General features: G+C 71.7%; 15 protein-coding genes. 5 read left to right on the top strand and 10 right to left on the bottom strand.

Features of this window, described 5'->3' with window-relative positions:
* Positions 1-148 precede the first annotated feature (148 nt).
* Positions 149-1,156 (top strand): transcriptional regulator, encoded by a 1,008-nt coding sequence (locus VGN74_RS00200; RefSeq protein WP_327445343.1) that lies wholly within the window; start codon positions 149-151, stop codon positions 1,154-1,156.
* Here the strand turns inward: VGN74_RS00200 and VGN74_RS00205 are convergent.
* Positions 1,153-2,145, bottom strand: a complete 993-nt coding sequence (locus VGN74_RS00205) for a WD40 repeat domain-containing protein (protein WP_327445344.1) — start codon at positions 2,143-2,145, stop codon at positions 1,153-1,155. The genes VGN74_RS00200 and VGN74_RS00205 overlap by 4 nt on opposite strands.
* 90 nt (positions 2,146-2,235) lie before the next feature.
* Between VGN74_RS00205 and VGN74_RS00210 the strand changes: the two genes are divergently transcribed.
* Together VGN74_RS00210 and VGN74_RS00215 are read left to right on the top strand one after the other, a co-directional pair.
* On the top strand, positions 2,236-2,595 hold the full coding sequence (locus tag VGN74_RS00210) for a DUF6152 family protein (RefSeq protein ID WP_327445345.1): 360 nt from the start codon (positions 2,236-2,238) through the stop codon (positions 2,593-2,595).
* 107 nt (positions 2,596-2,702) lie between these two features.
* Complete coding sequence (locus tag VGN74_RS00215; RefSeq protein WP_327445346.1) at positions 2,703-3,059, top strand: hypothetical protein; 357 nt, start codon at positions 2,703-2,705, stop codon at positions 3,057-3,059.
* Here the strand turns inward: VGN74_RS00215 and VGN74_RS00220 are convergent.
* From VGN74_RS00220 to hpf, 7 genes are all read right to left on the bottom strand, one after another.
* Positions 3,050-3,460 carry a type II toxin-antitoxin system VapC family toxin gene (locus tag VGN74_RS00220; protein WP_327445347.1) on the bottom strand — a complete coding sequence of 137 codons (411 nt, stop codon included), beginning with the start codon at positions 3,458-3,460 and terminating at the stop codon, positions 3,050-3,052. The genes VGN74_RS00215 and VGN74_RS00220 overlap by 10 nt on opposite strands.
* The gene (locus VGN74_RS00225; RefSeq protein ID WP_327445348.1) at positions 3,457-3,726 is read right to left on the bottom strand and encodes an AbrB/MazE/SpoVT family DNA-binding domain-containing protein; all 270 of its coding nucleotides are present in this window, start codon (positions 3,724-3,726) and stop codon (positions 3,457-3,459) included. The genes VGN74_RS00220 and VGN74_RS00225 overlap by 4 nt, the downstream gene beginning before the upstream one ends.
* A 42-nt stretch (positions 3,727-3,768) precedes the next feature.
* Entirely contained in the window at positions 3,769-4,857 is a 1,089-nt protein-coding gene (locus tag VGN74_RS00230; RefSeq protein ID WP_327445349.1) for a GTP-binding protein, read from the bottom strand.
* A gap of 37 nt (positions 4,858-4,894) precedes the next feature.
* Positions 4,895-5,863, bottom strand: coding sequence for a cation diffusion facilitator family transporter (locus tag VGN74_RS00235; protein WP_327445350.1), 969 nt, complete (start codon positions 5,861-5,863; stop codon positions 4,895-4,897).
* Positions 5,864-5,872: 9 nt separating this feature from the next.
* Positions 5,873-6,529 (bottom strand): hypothetical protein, encoded by a 657-nt coding sequence (locus tag VGN74_RS00240; RefSeq protein WP_327445351.1) that lies wholly within the window; start codon positions 6,527-6,529, stop codon positions 5,873-5,875.
* Between the two features lie 92 nt (positions 6,530-6,621).
* Entirely contained in the window at positions 6,622-7,086 is a 465-nt protein-coding gene (locus tag VGN74_RS00245) for a PTS sugar transporter subunit IIA (RefSeq protein ID WP_327445352.1), read from the bottom strand.
* An 84-nt stretch (positions 7,087-7,170) separates the two neighbouring features.
* Entirely contained in the window at positions 7,171-7,815 is a 645-nt protein-coding gene (gene hpf / locus VGN74_RS00250; RefSeq protein WP_327445353.1) for a ribosome hibernation-promoting factor, HPF/YfiA family, read from the bottom strand.
* A gap of 227 nt (positions 7,816-8,042) precedes the next feature.
* On the opposite strand from hpf, the gene gyrB reads away from it, so the two are divergent.
* Positions 8,043-10,490, top strand: a complete 2,448-nt coding sequence (gyrB, locus tag VGN74_RS00255) for a DNA topoisomerase (ATP-hydrolyzing) subunit B (protein ID WP_327445354.1) — start codon at positions 8,043-8,045, stop codon at positions 10,488-10,490.
* Positions 10,491-10,835: 345 nt separating this feature from the next.
* Positions 10,836-11,171, top strand: coding sequence for a hypothetical protein (locus tag VGN74_RS00260; RefSeq protein ID WP_327445355.1), 336 nt, complete (start codon positions 10,836-10,838; stop codon positions 11,169-11,171).
* A gap of 313 nt (positions 11,172-11,484) precedes the next feature.
* On the opposite strand, the gene VGN74_RS00265 is transcribed toward VGN74_RS00260, so the two are convergent.
* Both VGN74_RS00265 and VGN74_RS00270 read right to left on the bottom strand, forming a co-directional pair.
* Entirely contained in the window at positions 11,485-12,762 is a 1,278-nt protein-coding gene (locus tag VGN74_RS00265) for a DUF2254 domain-containing protein (protein ID WP_327445356.1), read from the bottom strand.
* A gap of 14 nt (positions 12,763-12,776) precedes the next feature.
* Positions 12,777-14,756 (bottom strand): sensor histidine kinase, encoded by a 1,980-nt coding sequence (locus tag VGN74_RS00270; protein ID WP_327445357.1) that lies wholly within the window; start codon positions 14,754-14,756, stop codon positions 12,777-12,779.
* Position 14,757 lies beyond the last annotated feature (1 nt).

Raw genomic sequence — 14,757 nt, forward strand, 5'->3', positions numbered from 1 at the left:
AAGAACGGGGCAAGCCTGCCCGACCCGCCGGTGAGCGGCCTGAGCGGCGTCTGAGGATTCGCTGAAATCGTCCGGCCGCGCCGATTTCCGTTGCGCCGGCCGGCGACGCGGCGGCAGGCTCGCAACGTCTGATCCGCGTCGCCTGAAGATGAACCCGGCCCCCTACCGCTTCGACCGCTTCGAGCTGGACCCCGAGGATCGTCGCCTGACCCGCGACGGCGAGGTCGTGGCGTTGAACGGTCGCTATCTCGACGTGCTGGTGCTGCTGGTGCGCGAAGGCGGACGACTGGTGTCGCGCGAGCGTCTGCTCGACGAGGTCTGGCGCGGCGTGCCGGTCACCGACGAGGCCCTGAGCCAGGCCATCCGCACCCTGCGGCGCGAGCTGGGGGACGAGGCGGCGCGGCCGCGCCTGATCGAGACCGCGCCCAGACATGGCTATCGCTTCATCGCGCCGGTGACCCGTGGCGAGGCGAGCGCGGAGGCGCCGCGCGCGGTTGCGGCCTTGCCCGCGCCCGACGGTCTGGCCCGGCCCCTCGCGGGTGCGCTCGGCGGCGGCGCGGCCGGGGCGCTGGGCGGCCTCGCCTACGGGCTGGCGATGGCGAGCCCGGGCGCGGGCGCGCTCTCGACCGTGCTGGTGATGACCGTGCTGACCTTGAGCCTCGGCGCCCTCGGGGGCGGGGCGATCGGCGCGGGCGTGGCGCTGTCGCGGCGTCTGCCCGGGCCGGAAGGGCGACGCCGGCTGATCGGGGCGGCTGCCGGCGGGGCGCTTCTGGGCGGCGTGGTCGAGCTGCTGGGGCTGGACGCCTTCCACCTGCTGCTGGGCGGGGGGCCGACCGACATCACCGGGGCCGGGGAGGGGGCGCTGCTCGGCGCCGCCGTCGGGCTCGGCCTCGCGCTGGGTCGCCGCGCGGCGGCCGGGCTGGGGGCGCTGGCCGGGCTCGCTGTCGCCCTGCTGGGCGGGCGGCTGCTGGGCGGCAGTCTCGCCGCGCTGGCCGAGGCCTTCCCGGGCGCGCGGCTGTCGCTGGCGCCGCTGGGCCGGATGCTGGGCGACGAGGGCTTCGGCACGGTGGCGCGGGCCGTCACCGGCGCGGCCGAGGGGGCGCTGTTCGTGGCCGCGGTGACCGCGGCCCTGCTGTGGGCGGCGCGCCGGTCCTAGACGCTGATCTCCGCCACCGCCGCCTCGCCGTCCTCGTCGGCCCAGGCGACCTGGCGGCCGTCGGGCGACAGGGCCAGGGCGGTGATGGCCGCGCCCTTGTCGGCGCGGACGAAGTCGAGGCCCTGGGCGGCCGGGTCGGCGACCCAGACGCGGCCGTCGTCCAGCCCGGCGACGAGACGGCCGTGGGCGGGGCGGGCGGCGACCAGCGCCACCATGGCCGACTGGTCGAAGCCGATCTCGGTGGCCTCGCGCCCCATCGGCCCGTTGGCGCCGACGAAGGGCCACAGGACCGCGCCCTGGGCCCCGGGCGTGGCCAGCAGCTGGCCTTTCGACAGGAAGGCCAGGTTGCGGATCTTCGACGGATAGCCGCCCATGCGCATGTCGCGCACGTCCTTGAGCCGCCAGCCGTGCAGCTGGTTGTCCTGCATGGCGGTGATGAGGAAAGCGCCGTCCGGCGACCAGGCGACGGCGGTGTGTGAGCCGCCCCACTTGTAGAGCGTCGGGCGCTGCCCGGCGATGCGGGCGAACCAGACCAGCGCCCCGCCATAGGTGGCGGCGGCGACGCGGCGGCCCTTGGGGTCGAAGGCCACGGCGGCGAGGGTGCGTTCGGCGGCGTGGTCGCGGCGGAAGGCGCGGTCGGCGGCGTCCAGCACGACGAGGCCGCGCCCGGCGGCGGCGGCGATCAGGCCGGTCTCGGGCGCGGTCGCCACCGAGTCGATCCAACGGCCGGGGACCTCGGCCAGCACCTCCAGGCCGTCGCGGCGGCTCCAGACGATGCGGCCGTCATCGCCGCCGGTGACGAGACCGTCGCCGGACGGGTGGACCGCCGCCGACAGCACGGCCCCGTCGTGGGCGTCCTGACGTTCGCCCGAGGCGAAGCGCACCGAGCCGTCGCCGAGGGCGAACACGGCACCGCCGCGGTCGAAGTCGGCAGCGGTGGCCTGGGCGTCGAAACTCCAGCGGGCGGTCGGGGCGGTCGGGTCAGGCATCGGCGGTCCTTGCAGGGCGGCGATGCGCCGCCTTGTCGCGGGGCCTCGCCGGGGTAGTCTGGCCACATAGGGACATCCTGGAGGTTTCGCATGCGCTTTCGTCACGGCCCGGCCGCTCTGGCCTTCGCCGCCGCCGCCCTCGTCGCCACCGCCGCCGTCGCCCACCACGGCTGGAGCTCCTACGACGCCGAGCGCGTGATGCGGCCGACGGCCCCGGTGCTGGAGTCCAGCTGGGGCAGCCCGCACGGGGCCATCGTCATCGCCGTCGAGGGCCAGCGCTGGGACGTGGTGCTGGCGCCGGTCTCGCGCATGCAGGCCCGCGGCCTCGTCGAGGGCGACATCGCGGTCGGCCAGACGGTTACGGTCGAGGGCTACCCGCGTCGTGACGGGACCCGCGAGATGCGCGCCGAGCGGATCACCGCCGGCGGCAAGACGGTCGAACTGCGCTGATCCCGCCGGAGCTGATCGCGGCCATCGAGGCCTCGGCCCTGGCCGACTGGGCCGGGTCCGAGGCGCTGGTCTATCCGATCGCCAACACCGCCCATGTGATAGGGGCGGTGCTGCTGGTCGGGGGCATCGGCCTGCTCGACCTGCGGCTGCTCGGCTATGGCCGGCGGCTGGCGCCCCAGACCCTGGCCGAGGTCGTGACGCCGCTGGCCCTGGCCGGGTTCGTGGTGATGGTGGTCAGCGGCGTGCTGATGTTCGCCGCCGACGCCCGGGCCATGGCCGCATCGCCCCTGTTCCTGGCCAAGCTGGGCCTGATCGGGCTGGCAGGGCTCAATGCGGCGGTTTTCCGCAGCCTGTTCCGGCGGCTGGACGGGGCCATTCCGGCGGGCGCCCGGCTGCTGGCGGCGGTGTCGCTCGCCCTGTGGCTGGGCGTCGTCGTTCTGGGGCGGCTGGTCGCCTATTTCTGAGGCGGCCCCGCGATCGTGACCGGAAGGCCGAGGTGCGCCAGACGCAGGGATGCGGCCCGGTCAAACGTGACGAACATGTCCGCGCCCATCGCCAGGCCTGACGCGGCAATTACCCCGTCGGCGAAGTCGCCGCCCGCCTCCAGCAGGTCGAGACCGGCGGCCACGGCCTCGGCGTCGACGACGACATTGGCGGCTCCGGTCAGCGTCCGGATGGCGAGGCTGATCTCACTGTTCGTCGCGCCGAAGTAGCTCCTCAGAACCCATGCGGTTTCGCACAGGGCCGGGAGGGTGAGCACGATCACTTCGGCATCCAGAAGCCACTGCCGGGCGATCGCCGCCTGGGCGGCGTCATCGTTCATGACCACCCGGACGAGGAGATTGGTGTCCGGGGCGATCTTCAAGGGCGTCGGGGCGCCTTGCCGGCCCAGCCCTCGGCGATCACCTCGTTCATCTGCTCGATACTCAGGGGCGGCGTGCCGGGCTTGACGGCCAGGATGCCGAAGGCGTCGGCGATGCTGCCGGTCCGCGGCCGATGAGGCGCCAGCTCAACCCTGCCGTCCGGCCGCAACTGCGCCTCGACCTTGTCGCCCGCCTTGAGACCGAGGTGCCGGACGACCTCCTTGCGAAGGGTCAACTGGTTCTTGGCGGTAAGGGTCAGGGTGACCATGCGAGCCTCCTTGCTTCAAGGTAAGGCAAAACTGCCTTACTCTCAAGCGAGGCAGCCCTCGAAGCCGGCCTTCAGGGCCGCCTCGTCGAGGTCGCGGCCGATGAAGACGGCGCGGGACCAGCGGCGTTCGTCCGCGCCCCACGGGCGCTGCAGGTCGCCCTCGAGGATCATGTGCACGGCCTGGAACACCAGTCGCCGGTCCTCGCCGGCGATGTCGATGATGCCCTTGGCGCGCAGGATGTCCTGCCCCCGGGTGGCCAGCAGTTCGTCGAGCCAGCGGGTGAACTTCTGGCCGTCGACCGGGCGGTCCAGCGACAGGGCGACGCCGCGGACGTCGTCGTTGTGGGCGTGGCCGCGCGGGCCGTGGTCATGGCCGTGGTGGTGATGATCGTGGCCATGGTCATGGTCATGGTCATGGTCATGGTGATCATGGCCGCAGTGGTCGTCGTGGACGTGGCCCTCGGCGCCGTGGGGCGGATTGACGAAGTCGGGGCGCACCTCGACGACGCGCTCCAGATCGAAGGCGCCGATGTCGAGGATCTGGTCGAGCGGCACGGCGGCGCGCTCGGTGCGGACGATCGGGGCCAGGGGGTTGAGGCTGCGCAGCCGCGCCTCGACCGCGTCCAGCTCGGCCGGGGTGGCCAGGTCGGTCTTGTTCAGCAGGATGCGGTCGGCGAAGGCCACCTGCTCGCGGGCCTCCTTCGAGTCGTCCAGACGGGCCATGACATGGCGGGCGTCGACCAGGGCGGTGACGCTGTCCAGCCGCGTCTTCGCCTTGACGTCCTCGTCGACGAAGAAGGTCTGGGCCACCGGGCCGGGGTCGGCCAGGCCGGTGGTCTCGACGATGATGGCGTCGAACGCCGGCTTGCCGGGTCGTTGACGCTTCATCAGGCCCGAGACGACGCGGATCAGGTCGCCGCGCACGGTGCAGCAGACGCAGCCGTTGTTCATCTCGAACACGTCCTCGTCGGCCCCGACCACCAGGTCGTTGTCGATGCCGATCTCGCCGAACTCGTTGACGATCACGGCGTAGCGCTTGCCGTGGTCCTCGGTGAGGATGCGGTTCAGCAGGGTGGTCTTGCCGGCGCCGAGGTAGCCGGTCAGCACGGTCACGGGGATCTTGTCGCTCATCCCGCCCATCTAGGCGTCGGCGCGCCCGTGCGAAAGGTCAGCAGCCCGGACAGTCGGGGCCTTCGGCCGTCTCGAGCTGCAGGGTGGCGTGGGCGACGCCGAAGTCGCGCGCCACGGCCTGGGCCTCGCGCAGCAGGGCGTCCGGGTCGGGGCGGTCGTGCACCAGATGGGCCGTCAGGGCGGTGCGGGTCGTCGACAGGGCCCAGACGTGCAGGTCGTGCACCCGGCTGACGCCCGGCAGACCCTCCAGCGCCGAGCGCACCGCCGGCACCTCGACGCCTGCCGGGGCGGCGTCCAGCGCCAGGTCGACCGAGTCGCGCAGCAGCCCCCAGGTGCCGAACAGGATGACGGCGACGATCACCAGGCTGGCGATCGGATCCAGCAGGGTCCAGCCGGTCAGCATCACCCCGGCCCCGACGATCACCACCCCGATCGATACCCCGGCGTCAGCCAGCATGTGCAGATAGGCGCCGCGGGCGTTCAGGTCGGTGTGCCGGTCGCGCAGGAAGAGCAGGGCCGTCCCCAGATTGATGACGAAGCCAAGCCCGGCCACGGCCATGACGATGCCGGACTCGACCGGCCGGGGATCCGCCAGCCGCTCGATCGCCTCGAAGGCGATGAAGCCGCAGGCCGCCAGCAGCAGCAGGGCGTTGGCGAGGGCGGCCAGCACCGTCGCCTTGCCGAAGCCGTAGGTGCGCCGGGCGCTGGCGGCGCGGCGCGCCAGCCAGGCGGCGCCGCCGGCCATGGCCAAGCCGAGCACGTCGGACAGGTTGTGGCCGGCGTCGGCCAGCAGGGCGGCGGAGCCGGCGATCAGCCCGGCGGCTGCCTCGGCGATGACGAAGACCAGATTGATCGACAGGCCGGCGAGGTAGCGCCAGTCGCCGGTGTCCGCCGGAGCGTGGTGATGGTGGTGATGCCCGTGTCCGTGTCGGTGGCTATGGCCGTGACCATGGCCGTGGTGATGGCCGTGGGCGTGAGCGTGTCCGGGCGCGGCGTCGTGGGCCATGCGCTCAGCCTAGTGGCCGCGCAGGGCGACGAAAAGGGCCAGGCCGAGCAGGGCGAGGCCCAGCAGCACCCGCTCGTAGCGGGCCCAGCGGTCGAGGCGCAGGGCCTGGGCTCCGGCGCGGGCCAGCAGCACGAGGCCCAGCATGCCGATGACGGTGCCCAGCGCCATGGCCAGGGTCAGGGCGGCGATCACCGGGGCGCCCTGGTCGGCGGCGGACAGATAGAGGGGCAGCAGCACCTCGCCCGGGGAGATGGCCAGCAGGGCGACGAGGCCGAGGGCGGCGGCCCGGTGGCCCGGCGCGGCGGGCGGTTCGCCGAGGGCGCCGGCGGCGCCGGCCAGCGCCGGGGCGCGCAGGCCGCGCACGAGGTAGAACAGGCCGAGCAGGGCGAGGAAGACGGCGGCGAGCCGGGGGGCGAGGCCCTCGACCCAGGTTTCCAGCGCCAGGCCGGCGCCGACGATCAGCAGGCCGACAAGGGCGGTGGAGACGATGTGGGCCAGGGCGGCGACGGTGGTCACCGCCGTCAGCTGGGCCGTACGCCAGCCCTGGGCGCGGGCCACCAGTACGAACGGCAGCCAGTGCGTCGGCAGGGCCGCGTGCAGCAGGGCCGTGGCGAAACCGCCCCCGATGAGGGACAGGGCCAGGGGATCGGTGAGGGCGGACGCCATCCGCCTCCCCTACAAAGTTACGGCGTAACAATCGAGCCCCGGTTCGGCGGGCGGGCCGGTTTCCGGCCGCGTCGCACCGCCGCGCCCGGGGATCAGGCGGCGCGGACCGTTGCGGCGTCGACCAGCAGGGCGAGGATCTCGTCCGCCGAGCCGGCGGTGCGCAGCTGCTCGCGACGGTCCGCGCTGCGCAGGAAGCGCGATACGGCGGCGAGGGCCCGCAGGTGCTCGGCCCCGTCCCGCGGCGGCGCGAACAGGCCGAAGATCAGGTCCACAGGGCGTTCGTCGACGGCGGCCCAGGCGACGGGCTGGTCAAGCCGGATGAACAGGCCGCAGACCCGCTCCAGCCCCTCGATGCGGGCGTGCGGTACGGCCACGCCGCCGCCGAGACCGGTGGAGCCGAGCGCCTCGCGCTCGAGCAGGGCCTCGACGGTGCGGGCTTCCTCGACCCCGAACTGCTCCGCCGCCAGAGTGGCGAGGGCGTTGAGGGCCTGACGCTTGGACGACACGCCGGTCCGCAGGACAACGCCGTCCTCGGCCAGCAACTCGACGATATCCATGAGGCTGAGCCTGACTCGTAAGCGGACCCTGGGCGGGGCGGCGCCCGTTTAGACGCTCCGCCCCGGTTTGCAAAGGGCGACGGCCTAGTGGCCGGCGCCGTTCGAGGGTCGGGTCCGTTCCGGATCGATCCAGCCGATGTTGCCGTCCGGTCGGCGGTAGACCACCGACAGGCCGCCGTGGCCGGCATTGCGGAACACGAGCACCGGATAGCCGGTGACGTCGAGCTCCAGCACCGCCTGACCGACGGTCATGGTGGTGATGCGCGCCTCGGTCTCGGCGATGACCATGGCCGCCGGGGGGCCTTCCTCCTCGCTGCCGGCGTCGCCAAAGTGATCGTCCTCAACCGACCCGGGGTCGCGCAGCACGAGACTGCGGGCCACGGCGCGGGCGGCGTCCTCTTCCTTTTCCGGGGACAGGCCGCGTGGGCCGGCGTGGTGGTTCTTGAGCCGGCGCTTGTAGCGGCGGACCCGCTTCTCGAGCTTGTCGAGGCTCTCGGTGAAGGCCCCGTGGGCGTCGCCGCCGAGGCCGGTGGTGTAGAGGGTCTGGCCGGACGCCAGGCGGACCCAGCAGTCCACCTTGAACATGTGACCGTCCTTGGTGACGACCACCTCGGCGTCCTGTCCGCCGCGCTCGAAGTACTTGCCGACTCCGTCGTTCAGTTCCTGGGTGATGCGCGAGCCTAACGCTTCGCCGACATCCACGTGCTTGCCGCTGATCTGGACTTGCATGGGGATAGAACGCGACCGCCGCGGTCCGGTGTCAAGCCGATCACCGATTTGTGCGCGGGGCATTGCGAGCGGGTGTTTCAAGGCGGGACAAACGCGGCTTTTCCTCGCTTTTCCGCGCCGAAACCTTATATCTGGTCGCTTCGCGACGGCCGGATTCGCGGGGGCCGCTTCCCCCGCCGGCCGCCCTCGTCCGCCCGCGCGCCGGGCCTGTTCGAAACACGACCTGAATGACCGATCCGACCCCCGCCGACGCCGCCGGCCAGACCGAATACGGCGCCGACTCCATCAAGGTGCTGAAGGGCCTCGACGCCGTGCGCAAGCGGCCGGGCATGTACATCGGCGACACCGATGACGGCTCGGGCTTGCACCACATGGTCTATGAGGTGGTGGACAACGCCATCGACGAGGCGCTGGCCGGTCACGCCACCCGCGTCGAGGTGATCCTCAACGCCGACGGCTCGGTCACCGTCACCGATGACGGCCGCGGCATTCCCACGGATATCCACGCCGAAGAGGGCGTCTCGGCGGCCGAGGTCATCATGACCCAGCTGCACGCCGGCGGGAAATTCGACCAGAACTCCTACAAGGTCTCCGGCGGCCTGCATGGCGTCGGGGTGTCGGTGGTCAACGCCCTGTCGGACTGGCTGCAGCTGAAGATCTATCGCGACGGCAAGCAGCACGAGATGCGCTTCGAGCGGGGCGACACGGTCGAGAGCCTGAAGGTCACGGGCGAGGCCCCGATCCGCAGCGAGGGGCCGCGCGCCGGCCAGCCGATGACCGGCACCGAGGTCACCTTCTACCCGTCGGTCACGACCTTCTCGACCATCGACTTCGACCTGAAGACGCTGGAGCACCGGCTGCGCGAGCTGGCCTTCCTGAACTCCGGCGTGAAGATCCGCCTGGCCGATCACCGCGGGGCCGAGCCGTTCGAGGAGATCCTTCACTACGAGGGCGGGGTCGAGGCCTTCGTGCGCCACCTGGACAAGTCCAAGTCGCCGATCCTCAAGGACGTCATCGTCATCCGCGGCAAGAAGGACGGGATCGAGCTCGATCTCGCCCTGTGGTGGAACGACGGCTACCACGAGACCATGCTGTGCTTCACCAACAACATTCCGCAAAGGGATGGGGGCACGCACCTGTCGGCCTTCCGCGCGGCCCTGACCCGGGTCATGGGCGGCTACATCGACCAGGCCGGTTCGGCCCGGAAGGAGAAGGTCTCGGTCACCGGCGAGGACGCGCGCGAGGGCCTGACCTGCGTGCTGTCGGTCAAGGTGCCGGACCCCAAGTTCAGCTCCCAGACCAAGGACAAGCTGGTCTCCTCCGAGGTGCGCCCGGCGGTCGAGGGCCTGTGCCAGGAGGGTCTGGCCCAGTGGTTCGAGGAGCACCCGGTCGAGGCCAAGCTGATCGTCGGCAAGATCGTCGAGGCGGCGGCCGCCCGTGAGGCGGCGCGCAAGGCGCGCGAGCTGACCCGGCGCAAGTCGGCGCTGGAGATCAGCTCCCTGCCGGGCAAGCTGGCGGACTGCCAGGAGCGTGATCCGGCCAAGTCCGAACTGTTCATCGTCGAGGGCGACTCGGCCGGCGGCTCGGCCAAGCAGGCGCGCAACCGCGAGAACCAGGCGGTGCTGCCGCTGCGGGGCAAGATCCTCAACGTCGAGCGGGCGCGGTTCGACCGCATGCTCAGCTCGGACCTGATCGGCACCCTGATCCTGGCGCTGGGCACCGGCATCGGCCGCGACGACTTCAACGTCGACAAGCTGCGCTACCACAAGATCATCCTGATGGCCGACGCCGACGTCGACGGCGCCCACATCCGGACCCTGCTGCTGACCTTCTTCTACCGGCAGATGCCGGAGCTGATCGAGCGCGGCCACGTCTACATCGCCCAGCCGCCGCTCTACAAAGTCATGAAGGGCAAGCAGCACCGCTACCTCAAGGACCAGGCGGAGATGGACGCCTATCTGATCGAGGAAGGCTCCGCCGAGGCCGAGCTGGACCTGGCCAGCGGCGAGCGTCGCCTGGGCCTGGACCTGCAGGCGCTGGTGCGCGAGGCCAAGGCCTTCAAGGGGCTGGTCGACCGGCTGGCCACCCGCGCGCCCGCCTTCGCCATCGAGCAGGCGGCCCTGGCCGGCCTGTTCGACGAGGCCGGCGACCCGGTCGCCGCGGCCCCGGCCGCCGCCGCCCGCATGGACCGCTTCGCCGAGGTCGGCGACAGCGCCTGGACCGGCGAGTCGGGCCTGCAGGGGGCGGTCGTCTTCCGCCGCACCCGCCGCGCCGTGTCCGAGAGCATTGTGCTGGAGGAGACGCTGATCCGCTCGCTGGACGCCCGCCGTCTGGCCGAGCGCGCGCGGGCCTTCCAAGGGGTGTTCGACGGCCTCGCCGTCTATCGCCGCAAGGACAAGTCGACCGACATCCGCGGGCCGATCGACCTGCTCAACGCCGTGCTCGACGCCGGCAAGAAGGGCCTGTCGATCCAGCGCTACAAGGGTCTGGGCGAGATGAACCCGGAACAGCTGTGGGAGACCACGCTGGACGCCAACGCCCGCACCCTGCTGCAGGTCAAGATCGACCACGCCGACGACGCCGACGACCTGTTCGCCAAACTCATGGGCGACGTGGTCGAGCCGCGCCGCGAGTTCATCCAGGAGAACGCCCTGGACGCCGAGGTGGACGTGTAAGGGGGATGGCTGAACTGGTCCGGGTCACGGACGGTGAGACCTGACGCAGTTGCCGTGAGACTCGACGCAGGTCGGATGAGACCTGCGTCACCTCACGTGAGAATCATCCGCGGGCCCCACTCGGCGCATGGTGTGCTCACGCCCGAAGCGGTGCGGCTGAACCCCGCGGCCGACCGGTTGCGCAGCCTGATCAGCTCCACTGGCCGGCCGCTACCGCCAGCGGCAGAGATCAACCATCAAACCCGAAGGCTCTCACAATGATCGAGGGACCGGAGGGGGAAGGTCACTAGCGCAGATCAAGGGCGAGTCTCCGTCTGGCCAGATGTCAGCTACCGAGGACCCTAGATGAATACCCCTGTATTCGAGCGGGCTGTCGAGATTATCATCGATCTCCTGCCTGAAGAGATCGACTTCTCGTCGTGCAGATCGCTGCAGGAGCGGGCCAACATGTATGGCGATGTCTATCAGGCGCTGGAGGCGCGTGTTTTGGAGTCTCCATTGGGCGCGCACGAGGAGACCCCGCTTGTGCTGGACTCAATCATGAAGGTCGTGGGGACTGCGCGAGAGGTGGTCTCGATCGTCCAAACCCGGGGGCTCTTGAGGGAGGCCATTTACGCGCGGATCCACGCCGCGCTGGACGATCCTTCATGGGAAAGCCTTAAGGGCCAGATCTCCGACTGAGGCGATTTGCATCGAACGCCCCCTGGGCGGCCGGGTTCCATTGTAGCGGCGTCGCCAGACTTCCAGCACAGCGCACGCATGGAGCAGGGAACGGAGGCGTCTCGTTCAGCCGTGAGTCGCGTAGCCGGCCGTATGAGGCCGGATCCAAGGCTATGGCCCGCGCGTCCCGATCAGTGCTGCGCGCGATCGCGTGGCTCACTCAGCGCGACTCGGCGCGTAGCGGTCTCAACCAAGCTGAATCCTGGAGCCGGGCTTCTCATCCTCGAAGACTCTGACGTCTCGCCCCGGGTGGATCGACGCTGAGGATTGGGAGTCATTTCAACGGCGCCGGTCTCAACCTCGATGACTCGGCCCAGCCGCTCCACGCGGCGGCGTCGCGCACCTCGGCCCGGTCGGCCTCGAGGGTGAGGGCGGCCTCGGCGCGGGCGAGGGCCTGTCGTGAGGCGGTCGTGGCGGCGGCGGTGAAGCCGGGGGCCTCGACCCGGGCCAGCTCCTCCAGCGCCTGCTGCAGCGCCAGCTGCACCTCGACGAAGCCGGCGCCGTCGCGGGCGATGGGTCTGAACACGTCGGTCAGGGCGGCGCTGACGGCCGATTCCGGCACGCGAACCCGGGACCATTTCACGGCGGTATCGCCCGACCAGCAGGGCGCGGCGCCGGTGCTCAGGACGCGGACGGCGGCCCCGATCGCGTCGATCGCCGTGCCCGGGTCGTTGATGCCGGGCGACAGGGCGCGCGAGGCGATCTCGCCCAGCACCACCAGGCCGAAGCGCGGATCCTGGCGGTAGTCGCGGCGATCATCGACCACCACCGTGCGGCGCAGGCGCTCGCGCTGCGCCTCGTCCAGCGCGCCGCCCAGCACATGCAGCAGCGGGTGCGAGCGCATGACGAAGTCGCCCGGCAGCCGGGCCAGCTGGACGGTGACCCCGGCCTCGCCGGCGAGCCGGTCGAGCGCTTCGAGATCGATCATCTGGATATAGCCGACGCGGGATGCGAACACCGGCGCCGCTTCGGCGGGCAGGGGGCCGTCAGGGGCGCCGCCGAGGCGCGCCGTCCATCCTTCCAGAGCGCAGCCCAGCTCGTGCTCGACCCGTTTCACCGCGTCGCGCACCCGCACCATGCGGGTCAGGGCGTCGACCCAGGTGACGAGGCGGACAATCACCCAGATGACCACGCCGAAGGTCACGAGGAACAGCAGCAGCCGCGCCCCGGCGCCATACTGGCCGGTGGCGAGGGCGACGAGGCCCAGCACGCTGTAGACGAAGGCCCCGACGAAGGCGCTGACGGCGCGCAGGGCGCTGCGGTCCTCCATCATCAGGGCCGCGGCGCGCGGGCTGGCGTTGCCCAGCACCGCGGCATGGGCCGAGACGATGCTGGCCATGGAGAAGGTGGCCACCGGCAGCATGGAGGAGGCCAGCAGCGTCAGGACGGAGTCCAGCGCGCCCTCGCCCAGCCGGCCGAGCCAGGCCCCCGGGACCTGCGGGCCGAGAATCGGCGCGGCGACGATCGCCGCCAGCGAGGCCGCGGTCTGAAGCCCGATGCGGGGCGCAAGCCGGCGCCCCATCTGCGCCACCCGGAACAGCCAGGTTTGCATCCGGGCCAAATGCCTCAGAGGGCCGAAGGATGCGTCTCCCCCGCCGGCAGGCCGAGCCGCACCGCCGTGCCCGCGCCTTCGGTGACCAGGTCGAGCGTCGCGCTGATCGACTCCGCGCGGCGGCGCATGTTGGCGAGGCCGCGGCCGGCGGCGCCGGGCGTGGCGGGCAGGCCCTGCCCGTCGTCGCGCACGGTCAGGACCGGGCCGGTCCCGGCGGCGGGGTCGCCGGGCTCCAGCTCGATCTCGATGCGGCCGCCACCGGAGTGCTTGAGGGCGTTGGTGACGGCCTCCTGCAGGACGCGGAAGATCTGCAGCACGGTGCGCGGCGGATAGTCGGGGAGCTCGGCCATCGCCGGGTCGCGCCAGTGGAAGGAGAAGCCGGCGGCCTCGATGCGCGGCTGCATGCGGCTCCGGAACACGGCCAGGGCCGAGCCGAGCGACTCCCCCACCGAGTCCATGGAGTCGACCATCAGCCGGATCTCGTCGATCACCGACTGGAGGCCCTCGGCCACCTCGGTCGGGGTCGCGGCGCCGCGACGCGAGGCCAGCAGCAGGCCGACCAGCTCGGAGCCGGGGCCGTCGTGCATGTCGCGCATGATGCGCCGGCGCTCGTCGTCGTAGGCCTGCAGGCGGACGCGCTCACGCTCGCGGACGTGGACCTCGCGCAGCTCGGCCTCGCGCTCGGCCAGTTGAGCGGAGAGCAGGTGGCTGAGGCTGACCGACGACTGGAACAGGCGGACGTTGCGCTGGATGTAGGCCAGGGCGAGGGCCAGCAGCAGCACCGGGGCGGCATCGAGCACAAAAGCGCCGGGGTTGAGGCCGAACACCTGGCCGAGGGCGTCGAGGATCACGCACACGCCGATGATCGACAGCAGACCCGCCTCGATCCGGCGCGGCTCGCGGGTGCTGACGAAGTGCCAGGCGAGACGGGCGGCGAAGGCGAGGCCGAGGGCGACGGACCAGTTCGTCCAGACCACCGAGGCGCGATCGTAGCCGTCGGGCATGGGCAGGCCGTGGATCAGGCCGAGGCAGACGGCGAAGTAGACGCCCGTGGCGATGGCGACGACGGCTTGCAGCCGCGGGATCGGCCGGCCAGTCCAGGCGTCGATGAAGCCGAGCAGGGCGGCCGGAATCAGCCCGTTCACGACAAAGAACACCGACAGCCGACCCATGCCGGTCAGCGGAACGTTCAGCCACAGGCCATAGAGGGCGTAGGCGGTCCAGCCCCAGCACAGGACGACCAGCCAGACCGCCATGCGGCGCTGGTCCGAGCGGATCGCCAGCACGGCGGCGAACAGGCCGATCAGGAAGGTCGTCCAGCCGGCGATCTGGCGGTACTCGTTGACCACCCAGAGCTTGGGCGTGGCCCAGGCCTCGATCTGTGCCCAGGGGCCGAGGATCGGGGGATAGAGGTCGGCGTAGGGCAGGCCGTCGCGCACGAGGATGGTGTGGATCTCGTTGGCGCCGGGCTGCAGCAGTCCGGCGGGGATGCGCAGGGTCAGCGGCTTCTGCCCGCTGTAGGTCTGGCGGCCGATCTCCATGCGGCCGCGGGTGCTGAGCAGGGTTCCGTTGACGCTGACCGTGAAGTTGTCGACCTGGTGGAAGGCGGCGAGGCCGAGGCCCTCGGCCGGAACCTCGGGCAGGTCGAAGCCCAGTCGCAGCGACAGGTAGGCGGGCTCGCAACAGTGAGTATACGGCAGCTGGGCGGTGACGTGTTCGGCGGCGGCGGCGGACGCGGCGGTGGGCGCCTTGATCTGCGCCACCGTGATCGAGGTGAAGGCGATGCGCTCGATCTTGGCGGTCGAGGCGCCGGGCATCCAAGGCGAGTAGAAGGTGCCCCAGAACAGGCCCTGCACCAGAAGAATGGCGAGCAGCAGGCCGATCAGGGCGCGCCAGGCCGGGGGCGTTCCCGGCAGGAGCCGCGCCAGGGCGCCGTCGAGACGGTCGGGCTGCGCCGCGCGCGCGGCCGGGCCGCGATCGGTCTGGAAAGACATG

It is taken from the genome of Brevundimonas sp. (genome assembly GCF_035998205.1).
GTDB lineage: Bacteria > Pseudomonadota > Alphaproteobacteria > Caulobacterales > Caulobacteraceae > Brevundimonas.